Annotated in this window: 16 protein-coding genes; 2 read left to right on the top strand and 14 right to left on the bottom strand. The window is 58.1% G+C overall.

All coding sequences use genetic code 11. The features are described from left to right. Positions 1-2 precede the first annotated feature (2 nt). Positions 3-1052 carry a Gfo/Idh/MocA family oxidoreductase gene (locus tag IT444_09600; protein MCC7193020.1) on the bottom strand — a complete coding sequence of 350 codons (1050 nt, stop codon included), beginning with the start codon at positions 1050-1052 and terminating at the stop codon, positions 3-5. A 95-nt stretch (positions 1053-1147) separates the two neighbouring features. Here IT444_09600 and pdxA point away from each other — a divergent pair, with 95 nt between their 5' ends. Further along, entirely contained in the window at positions 1148-2188 is a 1041-nt protein-coding gene (gene pdxA, locus IT444_09595) for a 4-hydroxythreonine-4-phosphate dehydrogenase PdxA (GenBank protein ID MCC7193019.1), read from the top strand. Between the two features lie 18 nt (positions 2189-2206). Here pdxA and IT444_09590 read toward each other — a convergent pair whose 3' ends face one another. From IT444_09590 to IT444_09580, 3 genes are all read right to left on the bottom strand, one after another. Further along, the gene (locus IT444_09590; GenBank protein MCC7193018.1) at positions 2207-3385 is read right to left on the bottom strand and encodes a terpene cyclase/mutase family protein; all 1179 of its coding nucleotides are present in this window, start codon (positions 3383-3385) and stop codon (positions 2207-2209) included. 90 nt (positions 3386-3475) lie between these two features. Then, entirely contained in the window at positions 3476-4003 is a 528-nt protein-coding gene (locus IT444_09585) for a hypothetical protein (protein ID MCC7193017.1), read from the bottom strand. A 120-nt stretch (positions 4004-4123) separates the two neighbouring features. Next, positions 4124-4885, bottom strand: coding sequence for a hypothetical protein (locus IT444_09580; GenBank protein ID MCC7193016.1), 762 nt, complete (start codon positions 4883-4885; stop codon positions 4124-4126). Between the two features lie 173 nt (positions 4886-5058). Here IT444_09580 and IT444_09575 point away from each other — a divergent pair, with 173 nt between their 5' ends. Beyond that, complete coding sequence (locus IT444_09575; GenBank protein MCC7193015.1) at positions 5059-6366, top strand: hypothetical protein; 1308 nt, start codon at positions 5059-5061, stop codon at positions 6364-6366. A 69-nt stretch (positions 6367-6435) separates the two neighbouring features. On the opposite strand, the gene sdhB is transcribed toward IT444_09575, so the two are convergent. The 10 genes from sdhB to IT444_09525 all read right to left on the bottom strand — a co-directional run bounded on the left by sdhB (position 6436) and on the right by IT444_09525 (position 19386). After that, positions 6436-7218 carry a succinate dehydrogenase iron-sulfur subunit gene (gene sdhB, locus IT444_09570; GenBank protein MCC7193014.1) on the bottom strand — a complete coding sequence of 261 codons (783 nt, stop codon included), beginning with the start codon at positions 7216-7218 and terminating at the stop codon, positions 6436-6438. Between the two features lie 93 nt (positions 7219-7311). Beyond that, on the bottom strand, positions 7312-7815 hold the full coding sequence (locus IT444_09565; GenBank protein MCC7193013.1) for a hypothetical protein: 504 nt from the start codon (positions 7813-7815) through the stop codon (positions 7312-7314). Between the two features lie 21 nt (positions 7816-7836). After that, positions 7837-8577, bottom strand: a complete 741-nt coding sequence (locus tag IT444_09560; protein ID MCC7193012.1) for a DUF1295 domain-containing protein — start codon at positions 8575-8577, stop codon at positions 7837-7839. A gap of 79 nt (positions 8578-8656) precedes the next feature. Next, complete coding sequence (sdhA, locus tag IT444_09555) at positions 8657-10546, bottom strand: succinate dehydrogenase flavoprotein subunit (protein MCC7193011.1); 1890 nt, start codon at positions 10544-10546, stop codon at positions 8657-8659. 5 nt (positions 10547-10551) lie between these two features. After that, positions 10552-11457, bottom strand: a complete 906-nt coding sequence (locus tag IT444_09550) for a hypothetical protein (GenBank protein MCC7193010.1) — start codon at positions 11455-11457, stop codon at positions 10552-10554. A 168-nt stretch (positions 11458-11625) separates the two neighbouring features. Continuing rightward, the gene (locus tag IT444_09545; protein ID MCC7193009.1) at positions 11626-12021 is read right to left on the bottom strand and encodes a DUF1844 domain-containing protein; all 396 of its coding nucleotides are present in this window, start codon (positions 12019-12021) and stop codon (positions 11626-11628) included. A 66-nt stretch (positions 12022-12087) separates the two neighbouring features. Beyond that, positions 12088-13443, bottom strand: a complete 1356-nt coding sequence (locus tag IT444_09540) for a tRNA modification GTPase (protein MCC7193008.1) — start codon at positions 13441-13443, stop codon at positions 12088-12090. A gap of 241 nt (positions 13444-13684) precedes the next feature. After that, on the bottom strand, positions 13685-15808 hold the full coding sequence (locus IT444_09535; protein ID MCC7193007.1) for a YidC/Oxa1 family insertase periplasmic-domain containing protein: 2124 nt from the start codon (positions 15806-15808) through the stop codon (positions 13685-13687). Between the two features lie 134 nt (positions 15809-15942). Beyond that, positions 15943-18069 carry a site-2 protease family protein gene (locus IT444_09530; protein MCC7193006.1) on the bottom strand — a complete coding sequence of 709 codons (2127 nt, stop codon included), beginning with the start codon at positions 18067-18069 and terminating at the stop codon, positions 15943-15945. Between the two features lie 78 nt (positions 18070-18147). Further along, positions 18148-19386: a 1-deoxy-D-xylulose-5-phosphate reductoisomerase gene (locus IT444_09525; protein ID MCC7193005.1), complete on the bottom strand. Its 1239-nt coding sequence runs from the start codon at positions 19384-19386 to the stop codon at positions 18148-18150. Positions 19387-19425 lie beyond the last annotated feature (39 nt).

The raw sequence follows: 19425 nt of genomic DNA, 5'->3' as shown, positions 1-19425 counted from the left end.
AGTCATACGCGCGGTTGCGGCAGGCCTTCCCACCGATGGGCGCGGATCGCGGCGACGACACGTTCAGCGGCATCCACCGCTGCGTAACCTGCCGTGCCGTCCACCTCCGGCATCCGTCTGCCGCGCACCGCATCCAGAAAACTCGTCAGCTCAGCGGTCAGGGGGTCCTGCTCATCGTCAGGCCCCATGCTCAATTCCTCGATGTTTACCAGTTGTGAATAATCCAATTGTGAAAGGTCCATACCCTCGGCGATCTGAGCGCGGACCTGTTCGAGTGCGGCCATGTTCTGTGCCCGTCTGAGGGCGATGCCGGTGCGTTTGGCGTAGTCGAGGCTGACGTATCCATCTTCGCTGAAGAGTCGTAGTTTCCGCTCGGTCTTGAGTGCCAATCTGCTGGCGGTAAGGTTGGCTACACAACCATTGGCGAAGACGAGACGGGCGTTGGCGATGTCTTCGTGCTGGCCGAGTACGGCGACGCCTGCGGCGTCCACGCGATCGAGCCTTGATGCGGCGAGCATGAGCACGATGTCCAGATCGTGAATCATCATGTCCATGACGACACCCACATCGAGCGAGCGAAAGGTCATCGGGCTGACGCGATCCACCTCGATAAAACGCGGGCGGAGATTCATCGCAACGACAGCCCGCACCGCGGGATTGAAACGCTCCGTGTGGCCGACCTGGAGGACAGCCTTGTGTTTCGTCGCAAGGTCAGCGAGCGAACGGGCTTCGACGACATCAGCGGCCAACGGTTTTTCCACGAGGCAGGCAATGCCGCGATGCAGGAACGGCGTAGCTGCCGGGGTGTGATACTTCGTCGGTACCGCGACGCTGACAGCCGCGAGATTCGGATGGCGGGCCAGCAACTCATCCGCACAGGTGTAGGCGGCACAGCCGTATTCATCAGCGATCGTCGCGGCTCGGTCCTCATCCGCATCCACGACACCGACGAGTTTCGCACCGGATAATTTTTTATACGTCCGCGCATGATGTTTACCCATGCGGCCGACGCCCACGACAGCGACTTCGATCATCGTTCGATTCTCAGCCATGCGGAGATGGTAACAAGCGGACTACGGAATCAGGAGTCGCCGCTTGTGATGGTGCGGGTGGATCATGAAGGGGCGTTCGCGTATAGGATGAATCCATGGCTTCATCGTCTTCCAACCCTCAGCCGCGCCGACCGGTCATCGGCATCACCATGGGCGAGCCTTCAGGCATCGGGCCGGAGGTGGTTGTCAAAGCACTCGCCGATGAGGAAATCCGCAAGCTGGGTCGTTTTGTCATTTACGGTATGAATGAATTGCTCAGCTATGCCGCTGACCTGGCGGAAATCGATCCATTCTGGTGGCGGCTTCAGCACGATTCGCCGCGGGCGGAGTACGACCTGATTCACGATGTGGTGGTGCTTGATTACGACGAGTTTTCGGTGCTGGGATCGGGAAATCCCCGGCCGACAAAGCAGGGCGGGGCCGCCTCACTGAAGTTCCTTGAGGATGCGATTGTCGCAGCCAATCGGCCGGTTGGCGCATCGGGTCGGATTGATGCCATCGTCACCGCGCCAATCTGCAAGGAATCATGGACGCTCGCCGGCTGCAAGTTTCCCGGTCATACCGAGTTGCTGGCCTATCGATGCAAGGTCAAACGCTCGGTAATGATGTTCCACGCTCCGAAGCTCAACGTCGTGCTGGCGACGGTGCATTTGCCGCTGATGGAGATTCGCAACGTGCTGACCATCGGTGCGGTGTTCGACCCGATCGACTTGGGGCATGAGGCGTGCAGACGGCTGGGGATCGCCAAGCCGCGCATCGCGGTCTGCGGTCTCAACCCGCATGCCTCCGAGAACGGTCAATTCGGTGATGAGGAGTCACGCATCATCACGCCGGCCATTCAGATGGCCCAGCACAAGGGAATCGACGTTCACGGGCCGTTCCCCGGCGACACCATTTTCCTCGACGCGCTGGCGGGCAAATATGATCTGGTCGTGGCGATGTACCACGATCAAGGGTTGATCCCCGTCAAGCTCATCGGCTGGGATGTCGCGGTGAATGTGACACTGGGCCTGCCGATCATCCGCACAAGCGTTGACCACGGCACCGCATTCAACATCGTCGGACAAAATAAGGCGAATGCCGGCAGCATGAAGGCGGCAATCAAGCTGGCGGCAAAAATGGCATCAGCGACGTAATCGCCCGCAGAACCTGCGCTATTTTTTCAGCGCGTGTTCCAGCGCAAGTACAGCAAATGCCGTGGTGAGGTTGGGATCACCTTCCATCCAGCGGTCGGCGGAGTTCACCCACGAGCCGTCTTCTTTTTGCAGCGACGCCAGCTTGTCCACCAGGTCGTTACCCCAGTCACGCTTGGTGCCATCCGCCAGGGTGATCTGCTTCTGCCCCCATGCGTCGAAAGCACGCGAGAAAGTTAGAAAATAGTAGTAGTGGCCCTGCAGCCGCTCATCGACGGGCGTGTCGGATTTGTCCTGAAGGCCGGGGTTGAAGTCCAGCGTGTAGTGCCGCGTGATCCAGCCCAGCGCATCCTTGACGCGAGGATCATTGCGATCGAGTTGTGCATAGAGGTAGCTCTTGAAACCGGCGTATGTCATTGAACCGTAAGTCCGCATGCGGTTTTGCTGGCCTTGTCCGGGGATGTCCACGGTTTCCATGCCGGCCTTCGACTCAAGCTGGCCGACTTTGTCTCGGCTCTGGCTGGTTGCATAAATGAAGCCGCCATCGGGTGCGATTTTGTCGCCGAATTCCTTGTTCACCGCCGTACCCTGACAACGTGTGATGAAGACCAGTGCCCGTTTGAACGCCGGATCGTTGCAGTCCAGCCCGGAGTCGTACAAGCCTTCGAGCATAATCTGCGTGTTCGACATATCCGGGCGGCCTTCTCGTCCATAGCCCGCGCCGCCGTAGAACGGATGCGCTTCGGTGATCTTGACGCCGTTAGGATCGACCTGATCCGACCACTGAAGCCCGCGAAGATAGTCCTGAGCCTTCTTGATTATTTCCGCCACCCCTGGCTGGTCGTTGATTCTCGCCAGGGCGGAGAGACAGATAGCCGTGTTGTAGTTTTCGAGTTTTCCGTCGTGGATACCGCCGTCTTCCTTAACCATGCTGAGGATGTAGGCGACTGCTTTCTTGACTGCGGGGTCATCAGCTTTGATGTCCGGCTGATCGAGCATGCCGCGCACGACCAGTGCGGTGATTCCGGGGCCTGCCTTGGGTGTCCAACTGCCATCCGCGCCTTGCGTGGCACGCAGATAGGCGATGGCCTTTTTAATCGCTTCGTCACCCTGTTTGAAATGCGCATCATCGACCGCCAGAAGCGGCGACGAGATCACCAGCATCATCAGCGCGACAAGAATGGTGGAAAGGAATTTCATGACTGGCTCCCATTAGCAGGGGAAATTAAGAAGTACGCAAAAAGCATTGTACGCTGACAAGTTTGGGAACAGCAGATATTGCCGGCGGTTTCAGGTCTGCTCGACGCGGATGCCGGGCATGGCGTTCAGCTCCGCCAATGCTTCATCCATCAACCGCCGCTGTGATTTAATCATGTCGGATTCGATCCAGACGCAAAAGGCGTTGGCGACGATTGCAACGATCGCGGCGAACATATGCACCTCGCCGGGCCACCACGGCCTGACGGTCGGGTCCGCGGCTGCGCCGGCGAACATCGCCAGCATGGTCAGCAGGATGGCGGTCATGGCGACCCGCATGGCGCGGCGTTTGGCTCCATAAGCGGGGGCGGCGAAGCGGTCCATGGGAAAGTTGGCCTTGTCGGAGGCGGCGGCGAGCCACTTCGTCGTAGCCATGAAATAGGTGTAGAACGCCAGATGCGTCAGCAGCACCATCATCCCCGACGCGAACGCCAGCGAGATGTGATACGAGTAAACCCCGGTGGTCTTGTGCTGCGCGTCAGTGGCGAACAAGCCAAGTCCAAAGACGGTAGCCAGCAGGATGAGATTGGCGATGCTCAGGCCAAGAAAAAGCGGAATCATCCTTGGATTATAGGGGAGACGAGGCAGAGTTGATCTGCTCACGGTTTCGATGCGCACAGATCAGCAGACGGTTCGGCTTCATTCGGCCGACGTTCGTGAATCAGTCACATCATTGTCGCGTTATTGCACCGGCACAGTGCGCAGCACACTTCGAGTAGGGTCAAGAGCATGGAGCCGCGCGGCTACGTCGTCGGCCATGCGCCCCAGATGCCCGACAAACCACCCGCACAGGCTGGGGTGGGCGGAAAGGCGATCGACCTGATCGACCACGCCTTCCTCCGGCTTGCCTGCGGGATCAATCGGCACGCACTGAATCAGCAGGATTCCCGCGCGATCCGCAGCCTCGTACAAAACATCCGGCCCGTAATGATCGCGCACGATCAACAGCGAGTGCCCCGCGATCGGCAGGAGTCGCCGCTCATGGATCAGATCAATCGGCATCACTGCGTCGATCGGGCAGACCTGGCCATTGACCAGCAGTTCAGCCCGACTGGCGCACGGCCTGCGGTGATCCAGACGAACCGAGGTAAAGCCGACAGTGACCGTCCGCATGTCGGTCGCTTCACCCTGATGCACCAGCGTTACCTTGAAGCAATAGAGTGACTGCTCGCCCATGCCCGCCGGCCACCAACGCTCAGGATGAACGATCTCCATCCGCACGTTGCCTTCCAGACCGCGCAGGTCAACTCGGCTGCGCTGCTCATCGAAAAAACCGTCCGCTCCAACCATTTCGACGAGGACTTCAACGGCACCGAGCGGCAGCGCAGGCTCCTCATGGGTGGGGACCATCGGCAGCAGGGTGAAGTGAATGTCGATGACAGCCTGGCTTTCGTCCACATAGCGGACGAGCGGCCGCACCGAAGAGAGACGTGGCAGAGCCATGACATTGGTTCTCATCGTCACTAACCACTACGTCCCTTGAGAAGCGCGGTTCAACGGCTGGTGTTTGAACATCAGCATGTGAAACGACTCAGATCGCTTTATGGAACCGGCCCGGTATGATTCATCGAACCTGATCGAGAAATCACCATTTTCATCACCCAAAGGGGACCTCCATGCGGCGGTGCTACACAGTTATAGCGGCGGCAACGTGTCTGCTTTTAATGACGATTGTGCGGGCACCAGCGGTCACGCTGCCAACGGAGGTCAACAGCCCGGATGTGGTGGCGGTCGTATTGCTCGACATGACAAAGATCAGCGCGTCCGATCTCAAAGCGGTAACGAAGGCGATCATGGGTGACGCAGCGGAGGAGTTTCAGGACGGACTGCCTGAATATGACGAAAAGCACAAGAAGTTCATCGCAGCGGGCGGGCAGACGATCGGGTATGTGATGAAACAGCCGGCCAGCGGCGCCATGGAGGAGCCGGTAGCGCTGATCAAGTTAAGCGACGCCTCCAAAGCTGATGCGATGAAGGCTCTGATCCTGGAACTGGCGCCCAAAGGCACCGAGCCGGTGGTAGGACAACTCAAGGACGGTTGGCTCCAGGTGACGAACAAACGTAACTCTCCGCTGGTTGGCGGCGGTGATGAGGCTGCGGGCAAGACGCTCGCGGCGGCGCTGTCGCTGGCAGGTGATGCTCCCATTCGAATTGCGGTTAAACCCAACGAACAGCTCCGCGCCAAGATCGCCCAAGCGCAGCAAAACGCTCTGCCTGCGGTCCAGCAACTCCTGGCCGACCTGTCGGCAGCCGAGTGGACGAGCGGACAGATATTTCTCGGCGATTCGCCGAATGTTCGCCTGGTGATTCAATCCGCCGATGATGCCGGCGCGACTTCTCTGTCGAACTCGCTCAATGCTGCGATCCTCCAGGCGCAACAGCAGATGGCTCCGCTCAAAGCGGCGATGGCCAAGGGCATGACGGTGTCTCCCCGGATGACCATGATGGTCGGCCCGATGCTGCTGCTCGACGGCATGAAAGCCGACGCCAAGGGATCACAGGTCGCCATTGCGTTATCGACGGAAAAACTCAAGGAAGTCGGCACAGTGATTGGGCCGGCCATCCGTAACGCTCGTGCGGCTGCCAAGGCTACTAGCTCGATGTCGAACATGCGTCAGTTATCCGTGGCGATCCAGACCTATATGGCAGACAACGACGGCGCATATCCGGCCAAGCTCGACGACCTCTCAAAATATGTCAACGGACAAGAGGGGTTGAAGGCTCTGCTGACCAATCCGCGCACGGGTGAATATCCCGGCTACGGTTATGCGCAGCCGCCCGATCCAAAGACAGCCGATGCGACCACGGTGTTGCTGTGGGAGCTTAAGGGCGGGAAGGCGGACCCCGATGGCGCCAAGGCCTACGCTGATGGCCGGGTGGTTCGACCCGCCCCGAAGCCTGCGGACGCCGGAGCGACCAAATAATCGGCGCATGACAAGACGGCCGTGTCCGTGAAGAGGTGCGGCAGCATGTCTCGTGGAGAGGTTTCTTAGTTACTTGCCGGTAAAGAACGCTTTGACGGCGTGGATGGTTGTCTGACGGCCGACTTCGCCGATGGCCTCGGTCAGCGGCAACTCCTTCGGGCAGACTTTGACGCAGTTCTGTGCGTTGCCGCAGTCGGCGATTCCACCGGCTTCCTCCATGACCTCAAGCCGGTCGTCTTTGTGGACCTTGCCGGTCTTGTGCATGTTGAAGTAGGTCACCTGGCCGAAGATCTGCGCACCGACGAACTCGTTATCAATCGTGAACTGCGGGCACGCCTCAAGGCAGCAGCCGCAGGACATACAGCGGGACAGCGCGTAGCGGCGGTCCTGTTCGGCGGGCGTCTCCTTCGGGCCGGCCCCCAGCGCATGGGTGCCGTCGATGGGCACCCAACCTTTGATTCGTTTGAGATTCTCAAACATCCGTTGCCGCTCGACGCACAAGTCGCGGACGACCGGAAACTTCTGCATCGGTTCGAGCACGATGACATCCTGTCCCGTCTCAGCGACGAGGTGGTCGATCAATGCGGAACATGCCTGCCGTGCCCGTCCGTTGATATTTACCGTGCATGAGCCGCAGACTTCTTCCAGACAGGCTGCGTCCCACGTCACGACCGTGGACTCATGGCCGGCAGTGGTCACGGGATGCTCCGCAATCCAGTTGAGGCAACTGATGACGTTGAGATTGGGCTTGTAGGGCACCGCGTACTCTTCCCAGTAGGGCGGATCGTTCGGCCCCTTCTGGCGTTTGATTTTGAAGAGGATGGTGCGGACGTCGGCGTTCGGGGCAGTCATGGTTTTCCTCGTGGGGTGGACGACGCCACCGTGGGTTCAACATAAGGTGGGAATTTCCACCTGAGAAATACATCCTAGGCAGGTCTTCCCCGCCTACTTTTGAGGCCAGCGAATCTCGAAATTAAACGGGGCACGCTCGCGCGCCCAGTGGACGAACGCTAGGGCTTCGGTCTGGTCTGCCAGGAAATATCGGTCGATCAGTGCCATCGATTCTCCCTCGCTATCCAGCAGCAGCAGGCCTGCTCGTTCGGGAGGTTCCTCATGCCATTCGGCACGGCTGATCTCATCGAGTGCGATGCAGCTCGTCTGGCTGCCTGTCTCGATGATGAGGGCGTCGTCTTCGATGGAAAGCTGTCGCCCGCGTGAGCGATGGAGGTCCGTGATGATCGACGACGCGATGATCCAGGCGGTCATCAAAATCAATCCGATCGCCACGATTCGCATCACAGGGTTCGACCATTGAAGAAAAAGCCATCCGGAAAAGATGACGCCTACCAGTACGCCGCCGACGACCTTAGCCCACTGATAACGCCGCATCCGCTCAGGCGGAAGCCAGCGGTGAATGGAAGGAACCGGGTTGGCGGCTGTGTCGATCATGGGACGTGGGGTGGGGTTTGGTTACCGGCCGGGCACCTCCAACAGGCGGGTGTAATGCTTCAGAACATGGATCATGATGTAAAGGAAGACGCTGGGAGCCAGCAGGGAAATCCACATCGGCTCCAGTTCGAGGACATTTTCGACCACCACATCGGAGATCACTTCCAGCGTCGTCATGCCGACAATGATCAACATGAAGGTATTGTTCTCCCGTCGCAGCACCGTGCGCCAGGAGAAACGGAGGTCGGGTGCCACCCAAAGACGGAAGTTGGGGATGATGGCGGGAGTTTTGGCTGCCCAGGACTCAAACTGATCCCCGAAACTTTCGCGCAGAAACTGTTCCTCCGCCATGGCGATCCGTTCGTAGTACACGAGGTAAATCAGAGCCGCGGTGATAAACAGCAGGGCGTCATGAAAGAACAGAATCATCCCCATCCAGATCAGGAAATTACCCAGGTAGAGCGGATGACGGACGACGGAATACATGCCGGTTGTATTGAGCCGGGATGCTTTCTGCGTGGTTGTGTTGCGGCCGGAAGTTCCGCGAGGAACGAATCCCACCGTCAGCACACGTACCAGCAGACCGACGAAACAAATCCCCAGGCAGGTGATTTCCAGTACCACGTCAGCACGGGAGCTGTTAAGGGGAAAACGATAGGACAGGAATCCCCAGACGAAGAGTCCCACCGTCAGCAGGGGCAGGTAGCTGCGCCAGCGGAAAAGTCTGGCACCGAGCTTGACCATGTGATCGTGTAGCTGCATAGGTGAATCCCTGGGTTCAGATTCCAACCGATCAGTGGACTGCGACTGTTTCCTTTACCTTACGCAAGATCGGATCACTTTATTTAGATTCAACTTTGCCGTAGTTTCGGACGCGAGGCTGAATCAGCGGAACCGGGACATCTTCAAACGCCAGACTCGTCTTCGCCGTTGCCGGGTCGTACTTGGCGATGGTTGTTTTCAGGAAATTCGCATCGTTACGATCGGGAAAATCGCTGCGGAAGTGCGCGCCGCGCGACTCACGACGTTCCAGCGCGCCCATCACGATGGCTTCGGCGTAAATCAACATATCACCCAGTGCCCGCGTGAAGCTCAGGTTCTGGTTGGTCCACATGCTCGTATCTGTCAGCCGTACGCCTCGATACTGCTCTCGCATCTGCCGGACGTTTTCCAGGGCTGCCTTGAGACGGCCTTCCTCCCTCACGACGGTACAGGAGTCAGTCATCTCATCACCCAGCCGGGCGTGAAGCGAGTAAGGATTGACCTGGCCTTGTGAGGAGATCAGCCGCCGGACTTTGTCTTCCTCCTGTTTCACCGCAGCGGTGAAGGGAGCTTCGGCCGCCTCGTTGGCGGAACTCTTAACGACATCCTTGACATAGGTGACGACGGACATGCCGTTGTAGAGGCCGTCGAAGATGCAGTTCAGCAGGGCGTTGGCACCCAGGCGGTTAGCCCCGTGATAGGCGTAATTGACCTCACCAAAGGCGTAAAGTCCCGGCACGTTAGTCATCATGTTCGCCGGATCGCCGAAGATCATGCCCTTGTTGTCGGGCTTGGCTGCGTATTTCGTGTAAAGCCCGCCCATGGAATAGTGGACGGCGGGGAAAATCTTCATGGGCACGTGACGAGGATCCTCACCGACGAATTTTTCGTAAATCTCCAGAATACCCGCGAGCTTTTTCTTGTTGGCGTCGGGCAGGTGGGTGACATCGAGATAAACCATGCGCCCGCCGCCGATACCGAACCCTTCCTGGCAGCGGAAGAAGATTTCACGGGTGGCGATATCGCGTGAGACGAGGTTGCCGTACTTGGGGTACAGCTCATCCATGAAATACCAGCGTTCGGACTCAGGCAGCTCGTTGGGATGTTTGCCCGACTGAGGATGAGGCTTCCAGTTAGCGCGGGGATCCGGGCCGTTACCGACGCGGATACCGGGCACCCACAGGCGGCCGCCCTCACCACGGGCTGATTCGCTCATGAGACGGCACTTATCCTCGCCGGGGATGGCGGTGGGATGGACCTGGATCATTTCCGGGTTACCCAGCCAGGCACCGGCCTGGTAACAGCGGGCAGCCGCGCCTCCGGTGCAGATCACCGACATCGTGCTCTTGCCGTACACCATCCCGCATCCGCCGGTCGCCATCACGACCGCGTCAGCACGGAACGGCTGGATCTTCATCGTCCGCATATCCTGCGCGACGATGCCCTTGCAGGTGCCGGTTTCATCGAGCACCGGCCAGAGGAACTCCCAGAACTCATACTTTTTGACTTTGCCTTCCGCCTCGAAACGGCGGGTTTGCTCATCGAGTGCGTAGAGAAGCTGCTGGCCGGTTGTCGCGCCGGCAAAGTGGGTGCGTTTGAAGAGTGATCCGCCGAACATCCGCAGATCGCGCTCTCCTTCAGGCGTGCGATTGAAAGGCACACCCATGCGGTCGAGCAGATCGATGATTTTGGGCGCGTAGTACGCCATCTCATAGACGGGCGGCTGGTGATTGAGGAAGTCGCCGCCGTACACGGTCTCATCAAAGTGCATGTATTCGGAGTAGCCCTGTTGACGGGCGACTTCATTGCAGGCATTGATACCGCCTTGCGCACAAACGCTGTGTGAGCGTTTGACGGGGACCATGGAGAAGAGATCCACGCTCACGCCTGCTTCCGCACAGCGAACTGATGCCGCGAGGCCGGCGAGGCCTCCGCCGACGATGATGACTCTGGGTTTAGTGTTAGCCATATTCCTTACTCGTGATCGTCCTTGCCCAGGTCGGGGGTTTGCGTCTTGGGCGACGCATCCAAGGAAACGCTCGTGTTCAGAGGCGATTGATGAACGGGTGATGCGTCGAGGGCATGCCCGCCCGACTTATGGATGACCTGTCCTTTTTCCTGATAAGCCTTGATGGCTGCTTCGATGCCCTGTCGCTGCTGCGGGGTGATCTCGTAACGCATCGCTCCGAGGATGGCCCCGCCGGCGAAGATCGTCAGGATGACCGCCAGCCCTGCGCAGACGTAACGCCAGCGTTCCATGGACGCGACGCTGACCGTCAGCCCCCAGGAGATCGCCGCCGTCCAAAGCCCGTTGCACCAGTGATAAATCACGCTCAGGACGCCGACGATATAGAGCACCAGCACGAGAGTGCTTCCTTGCAGAGCAGCGGCTGTCGTTGCGGAGACCAGCGGCTGGCCGTCGGGAGCTGCCACGAAGAACGGCGTGAACCATCCTCCAAAGCTCCAGCGCCAACGCAGTGTCGCCACGTGGAGGAAGATGAAAATCAGGGCGATCACGCCGGTGATGCGCTGGAACGTGTAACGCCAGGAGTCTCGGTATTTGTAGTGCTTCGATTCGGTGATGCCGAAGTCCGGCTTGTCGGCAAAGGTGTAAACCAGCCCCAATGCCGCGTGAAAGCCGATTCCCAGCCAGATGCCGATTTCGGCGACGGTCAGCGCGGGCAGGCCGTGGATGAACTCAACCTCATGCTGAAAGTCGCCGGAGATGATCTGAAAGTTCGTGAACAAGTGCATGATCACGAACAGACCGACCGGCACGATTCCTGAGAGCGAGTGCAGACGGCGCAACAGGAAATAGTGCTTCTGATAAAAGGTTCGAGGTTTGGCGGCAGCGGGGGAGGCGTGGGCGGTTTCAGACACGGTGGAATGTCCTTTCACCGCGGAAAATCGTCCGCGGTCGGAAGGTGAAAGATTGTAGAGAGCTGCGCGAAGGGGGGCAAAGCCCTCAACCTGATACGGCGAAGATCAGTCAGGATATCGCTGCGATGCGGTCTCAAGTAGAACGCTCGCTGCTCGATCATCACGGCTTCACCCACCCCGGGCAGCACTGAGCAGTTGAATATATCGCGTGCGCAGCTCGTACACCGCGGACGAAATCAGGTTGGTTTCGTCTTCGGTGAGGTTGCCCTTGGTCTTCTCTTCGAGCACACCCAGGAGGTCGATCTGGTAGCGGGCGTGGTCGAGGTTCTGCATCCGCTGGCCGGTGCGCGGGTCGGGAATTGCGCCCATCGCAAAGAGTGCCTGCGTGACCATGGTGCTGATGAGCGTCTCGAACGAAGCTGGAGGCAGCCCGCCCGCTCCGCCGCTTCCGCCGGCCCCCGCCTTGGGTGCGGTTTTACTTTTCTCAGCAAGTTTTGCCTTCTCCGCCTGAGCCTGCGCTTTCCAGTCGCTGTCAATGTGAATCTTGGGTCCGTCTTCTGCCATGGTTTTGTCCTTATCCGGTGCGAAAGGAAAGTATAGGACGGTTAGGGACTTTCCGCGCAGCAGGGTTTATTTACCGACGCAGAACGTCGCGAAGATGCGGCCGATTACGTCATCTGGTGACATCTGCCCGCCGATGCACGCCATCGCATCGAGAGCCCGCCGCAGGTCACCGGCGATCAGTTCCATGTGCGGTAGCGCAGCATGGTCAAGGCAGCCGACCAGCCTCTCGCGGGCGGACTGGATGAAAGTTATTGCGTCACGCAGAGCTGATTCATGACGAGGATTCAGAGCAAGCGTTTCTCCCGACAGCGTGGGTGATGCGTCAGCAAACCGTGACGCCAGTTCTGATTTCAGTTCACTTAAACCCTCACATCGCCACGCGCTCACAGTCAGATCGTTCGCATGACGAGACGGTTCCAGATCACTTTTGGTGCGTACACGCAGGATCGGTTTACCCGCAGGCAACGGCGGAAGGGGCGCAGTACCGTCGTCGATTGCCATGATTAGATCCGCCTCTTGTATCACTCGCGATGCCGCAGCCTGTACATGGCGGTCGAGCATTCCGGACGGCGTGTCGATACCCGCAATATCGACGAGCAACACTTCGATTTCTCCGCCGGAGGGAGAGGTTATTTTCAAAGGCTCCGCGAGAATATCCCGCGTCGTCCCCGGCATTTCACTGATTACCGCTCGCTCCTGCCCCAGCAACGCGTTAAACAGTGTGCTCTTGCCCGTACTTGGTGCACCGACCAGTACCACGCGGGGCAGAGCTTCAAGCGAACCCCAGGTACGGCTGTTTGCGAGTAGATTTGATAAACGACTTTCGAGAGCGGCCAGACGCTCGTCAAGCATGCGTGGTCCAATCGGCACAACGTCGTCCTGATCGACAAAGTCGATGCCCGCCTCGACCAGTGCCAACTGTGTCGCTATGTCGCTGACCAGCTCCGCAGCGAAACGGCCAAGTTTGCCTTCCCTCAGATGGGTCGCGGCCCGGAGCTGCGCATCACTCGTGGCTGCGATGGTTCCGGCGATTCCCTCAGCCTGAGTCAGATCGAGCTTGCCCGCCAGAAAGGCACGAAAGGTGAACTCCCCCGGTTCTGCGAGTCTGGCTCCGGCGGCGATGATCCGCTGCACGATCCTTTCGAGCAACGCGGGATTCCCCGGACATTGCAACTCAACGAGATCCTGCCCCGTAAAACTGGCCGGCCCACGGTACACAGACAGAAATACCGGCAGCAGCGCATGACTGTTATCCGTCAGACGCAGCTTCACGGCTTGCAGCATCCGAGGCGGGTGGAAATCAATGCAGGGTTCAAGTAACGACAATACACAGGCTGTCGCAGTCGGCCCGGTAATCCGAATCAACCCACGGGCAGAACGACCTGGAGGAGAACTGACCGCAACAATGACGTCATCAACCATTTCGTCCCATCAGCACTTGAAAACGGTCCCTGTTGCAATATAGCGGCGCATAGATCGTGATGAGCTAGAAACACGAAAATGGTGCCTCACTCCCATCCTTGCTCCGCATACGTCCTCTGATTTAGCGCCGCAGCTTGCAGCGAGTGGAGTGCGCATAAAGTCGCAGCATGATTAACGAGCATACTCCACCCGTCCTGCGACTTCATCGCTGATTATCACAACGGATTGATCTGACAAGCTTTCAGCGTTTTCGTTTGTTCTGACGCTCCATCATCGCGCGTTGCCGTGTTTCGGCAACCTTCATCAGGCGATCCTTCCATCCGCCGGGTTTCGGACCTTTTGTCGGCTTGGCGGTGAAGAGACGGCCTTCTTCCTCTTCGCGCTTGATGTGTCGCTTGACGATGACGCTGTCCACGATGCCCGCTCCGGTGGACGCGAGGATGTAGAGCGTCAGACCGCTGGGTGACGAATAGAGCATGATCGGAAAAAGCAGCGTCATGTACTTCATGATCTTCTGCTGTTGAGCCGCCTGGTCATCGGCGGGCGGCGGCGACATCAGCTTTTGTTGAAAGTAAAAGACGACTGCAAGGAGGAACGGCAGGAGATTGATGGCCGTTACATGGATTCCGATCAGAGGAATCGTGAACTGTGCCCCTGCGGGCAGCAGGATGAAATTGTCCGCACGCGCCAGATCGCCAAGGAACTCCCACCGTCCGCCGGTGATTTTCTGAAAGATGCCGTAAAACGCGGGCTGCTGCCTCAACTCGATAGCACCGTAAAGCATGGCGTAAAGGGCTGCCCAGATCGGCGTCTGGAGAAACATCGGTGCGCAACCGAGCATGTTGGCGGGATTGACGCCTTTTTCCCGGTAGAGGGTCATGGTCTCACGGTTGATTGCCTGCTGATCGCCGCTGTACTTCTTTTTGATCCTCTCGATTTCCGGCTTGAGCGTGGACATTTGCTTGCCCAGCCGTGTCATATTGATCTGCGCCCGTTTGGTGATCGGGTGCAGGATGAGCCGTACCATCATCACCAGCACGATAATCGCCACGCCCCAGTCAAAGGTGATGAAATGGAAGATCTTCAGCAGCCATAACAGCCAGCGGGCGATATGCTGGGAAGTAAACCACGTGCAGCCCATCACGTAAACAATCAGATTCTGGAAATCGAGCGAGACATAGGGCTGCTTGCTGAATAGGTCACTCTCGCGAGGGCCTGCGAACAGGCCGTTTTCCAAAACCAATGTCGCACCTGGCGCCAGGTCAAACGGTTGGGATACCAGAGTGAACATCGCCCGTCGCTGATCGAGCAAGGGGTCTTTATTCCACTGCCCGATGATCTCCAGTCCCAGAGAGTCGAGGTTCCCTTTTTCAATACCCGGCTCAAACCATCTTGGGAAGTCCGCCGCGTTGCCGGGAGGCGATTTGAGAGGTGTCGGATGTACCACCAGGGCGAAGTAGCGGTTCAGCGAGGCCACCCACGCCAATTCGCATTTAGGATTCAGATCGGGGTTTGGCCAGAAGACCCGGCTTTTGTCGCGGTAGTAATCGAGCACGGAAGTGCGGGGCAGCATGGATTTGTCGGTGTAGATATGGTGCCGTTGCGGGTCGTAGTCGAGTTTGAAGTATCCAGCCGCGTAAGAGCGATCGTCGCCATGGAAAATGTCATCAGGCGTTGCATCACCCTGCGCATTCTGTTCCCAGACGACCCGCAGCGATTGATCGGTTTTGTTATCGGTTTCAAGGAGGTTCCGGAATTCCTGCCGCATGGTCAGGTCGTAGCTGCCCTGAGCCAGCGAGTAGGTGCGGGTGACTTCGAGCACTTTTTTGTCGGCGGAACTGCCGATGACGAGTCGATAAATCGCAGTGCTGGCGTCGGCCTTGACGAGGCTCCACGCGGCGGCATAAAGGTCGATGGTGTGCTCGTTGATTGTGATTCGCCGCGCGCCGAAGGGATAGCGCACGTCGCCAGCGACGGAGATCATGTCCGCCAGAACGTACCGCTCTTTCCCACGCGCGACCTTGGCGTAGTTGGCCAGGGTGATTCGCTTGATACCCGCACCCCAGTAGGTCAGGTCGATCTTGAGACGGTACGGCCCTTTATCTGCATCGGAACCAAGGGTCACTGATGTAGAAGCTCCCATGTCGAGTGGATGAAATCCATCGGCAGAGATCGCAGGCAGTTTGGGTGTGGTGCCGGCTTGCTGAATCGCAGGCGCTGCGGACGGCGCAGACGGTTGGGATGCAGGTTGCGTCGTCGCCGCGGTGGGGGAGTTCGGGGTTCCCGGACGGCCGCTGGTGTAAAAAATTGCGAAGGCGAACACCGCTCCAATGACGATCGCCACAATCAGTCCCGTAAGTTTCACGCTCTACTGCCTCATTCGTTAGGAAATCGAAGGAGCAAGTATAGAGGGAAAACACGGCTGACGCAGCAACCCCTGATCCATCTTCTGCACGCAACGGATGAGCGGGTTCGGCGCGTTAATGATGAAGGTCCGAGTTACCCGACGAGCCGGGCTACATCGTGATAGGTGATGTAGAGGAACAGGCTCAGAATCAGAGCCAGGCCGGCATAGGTGACCGCTACTTGGATTTTCGGACTGACCGGGCTGCCTTTGATCTTCTCGATAATGAGCATCACCATCAGCCCGCCATCAACTACGGGGATCGGCAGGAAATTGATGACGGCAAGGTTGGCACTGATGAGGCCGAGGAACCAGAAAAGATACGACAGCCCTTCGTTGGTGATCTGCGTGCCCTTGTGAGCGATGCCGACCGGACCGGACATCTGGTTTAACGGCACACGTCCGCGGATCAGCGCGCTGACGGTCAGATAAGTCTGCACGATGAAGTTGCCGGTCTTATGGATCCCGATGCTTGCCGCTTCGAGAGGGCTTGTCGCTTTGATTTCATCGAGTCGGGTTTTGAAGACAAAAGCAGGAAGCGGCTGCCGCCATTGTGCCTGAGCCAGTTCGCTGACCATTTCGGGAGGGATAGTGACAGCAGCTGTGGACGGTTGCTGATCCGCGACAGCCAAACGGTAGCCGATGGTGACGGAAGATGGAGCAGGTTGTGTCGAAGGTGGTACGGCGGACAATTTGGCAGAGACAGCCGCAGCCAACAGCCGCTGCATGTCGCCATAATTGTGAACCGCCTCGCCATTGATCGAAAGCACTTCGGTGCCCGGATTGATCTGAAGTGTCGCTGCGGGTGAACCGGGTAAAACGTCTCCGACGCGGTTGATCTCCAGTGCGTATCCGGGACGCACGCCAATGCGTCCGTCTCGTCCGGGAGTCACTGTGAGAGTGACCAGCTCTTTGCCGCGAAGCACCTGAACATCGAGTTTCTTCCCTTTGGAAGCGGATACCACATCGATAAAACGGCTGATCGTGGGCCACTGAACCGCTCCGACACGAGCGATCACGTCACCTTCGAGAAAACCGGCCGCCATCGCTGCCGATTGGGGCATCGGTTCCTCGACCTTCATCACCGGCAAGAAGCCGATCATGTGTTGCATATAGATAGGGGACTGATTATTTGTCGCCGACGTGATTTCCTGCATCAATAGATCGGGTTCGGCGCAGAGAGTCACCTGACGGGCCTCATCCTTACGGGCGGGGTCGTCGAAACCAAAAGTCACCTGTGCGGGGTTGCCCTGCCTGGCACTGACAAGGCTGTCAAAATGCGGATAGTCCTTGATCTTGACCGGTTGGCCGTCCACCGCGAGAACCCGCATGCCCTTAGTTACGCCTGCCTGCCTGAGTATGGTCGGCAGATCTTCGGCATCGAGCTTGGGGTTCAATAACGTGTCTGAGACGGGCGAGATACCCAGGGAGTAGAGCTGCATCTGGGCGTCGCGCTGTGATTCCATCACGTAGGTGAGTCGTTCGCCCGTACCGTCTGGGGTATCACGTTGGACGACGGCTGTGATGGGATTATTTGCCAGGGCGACATTGACTCGCATGTCGGCAAAGTCGCTGACCGCTTCGCCGTTGATTGACAGCACCTTGTCGCCGGGTTTGAGACCTTTGTATTTGGGATCGCCTTCGTGACCTTGCGCATAGGCTTTGGAGGCCGGACTATCTAACTGGACATCGCCGACGATCGAGGGGTTGAAGCCGACACCCATCATGAAGGCGATGATGAAAAACACCACGCCGAAGATCAGATTCATGATGACGCCCGCTGAGATGACCGTCGCGCGAGCCCAGATGGGCTTGCGGTTAAAGGCCCGCTCGTCATCGCTGACAGCCGAGGGGTCCATGTCCTCCTGCCCGAGCATTTTTACGTAGCCGCCGAGAGGAAACCAGTTGAGGCGGTATTCGGTTTCACTCATCGCCACAGGGTGATGAGATTCGGCTGTCTGAGTGTTGCTGTCGCTTGCCGTTTGAGCCTGAAGCCGTTTGGCATATTCCTCTTCGGTGGAGCCGAAACGGAAGCCGATGCCTTTGCGAAACGAAAAAATCGAAGGTCCAAACCCGATTGCAAACTGCGTGACCTTGATGCCTACGGCTTTGGCGGCAAGGAAATGACCTAACTCGTGAACAAAAATGACAAATCCGAAACCCAGCACCAAAAGGATAAATGAGCGGAGCTGGTGCAGCGTATCAAGGAGCGTTCCGTGCATGGGTGTTTCCAGAAAAGCCGTCAGCAGGAATATGTCACACGCAGTGTTGGTTGGCCTCTTACGGTGGTGACATTTTTTTTACTGTCGGCAGATTTGATCCTTTACAAACTCTCTTGCTTCACGATCCGCGGCCAGCACTGTCTCCAGCGAGTCCACTTCGCGGACTGTCAGGCTCGTCAGGGCTTGCCTCACCAGTTCCGTGATACGGCCGAAACGGACCTTGCGTTCGAGGAAAGCTGCGACCGCTGCCTCGTTGGCAGCATTGAAGATCGCCCCAGCCGTTCCGCCTTTGCGGATGACATCATAGGCCAGCCGTAACGCCCCAAACCGCTCGTGGTCCGGTTCTTCAAAGTCCAACCTGTTTAATTTCGACCAATCCAGAGCGGCACTACAGCCCGCGGACCGGTGCGGGTAGGTCAATGCGTACTGAATAGGCGTTTTCATATCCGGTGGGCCAAGCTGAGCGAGAATCGAGTTGTCCGTGAATTCCACAAAGGAGTGGATCATCGACTGCGGGTGAATGATGACCTCGATCTTTTCTGCTGGGAGATCAAAGAGCCAATGGGCCTCGATCACCTCAAGCGCTTTGTTCATGAGCGTGGCAGAGTCGATGGTGATCTTCGGCCCCATAACCCATGTCGGATGCTTTAGTGCCTGTTCAACGGTGGCGTTTTCAACAGTCTCTTTTGACGCAGTGCGGAAGGGGCCGCCCGATGCGGTCAGCACAATACGCTTGATGGAGCTGTGCTCCTGCGGTCCGTCAGTTTGACCGACCCTTGTACCCTGCGATTTACGTCCCTGACCTTCGATGCATTGAAAAATGGCGGAGTGTTCACTATCCACCGGTATCAACCGTGCGCCATGTTTTTTGATGATCGGGGTAATCAAGGAGCCGGCGGCGACGAGAGTTTCCTTATTCGCCAGCCCGATCGACATTCCCTTGCGGGCAGCAACAATGGCTGCGGGAAGTCCCGCGCTGCCAACCACAGCCGCGATGCAATCGGTCGCGTCAGCGTGTTCCATCAACTCCAGTGCTGAATCGTCACCTGCAAAAATCCGTGTCCGTGGCAAGCGAGTCGCCATCTCTTGTGCCTGTTGCGGATCAGCGATAGCAACTGCCGGCACATGGAACTTGCGGGTCTGTTCCACGAGCACATCAGCCTTGCGTCCCGCTGCAAGTCCGACGACATCGAATGAAGAGTTGCCATTTTCGTCGGCCAGCGCGTTGAGATGCTCGACGACGTTGAGCGTATTGACACCGATGCTTCCGGTGGAACCGAGTACGACGAGCCGGCGGCGGGTGGAGTTGGTGGCCATGGAGTGAATTTAACTCGACTCAATCCAGCGACGAGCAGG

Source organism: Phycisphaeraceae bacterium, from assembly GCA_020851465.1.
Lineage (GTDB): Bacteria > Planctomycetota > Phycisphaerae > Phycisphaerales > Phycisphaeraceae > JADZCR01.
The sequence above is the reverse complement of the archived record's forward strand: the minus strand, read 5'-3'. Positions and strand labels throughout refer to the sequence as shown.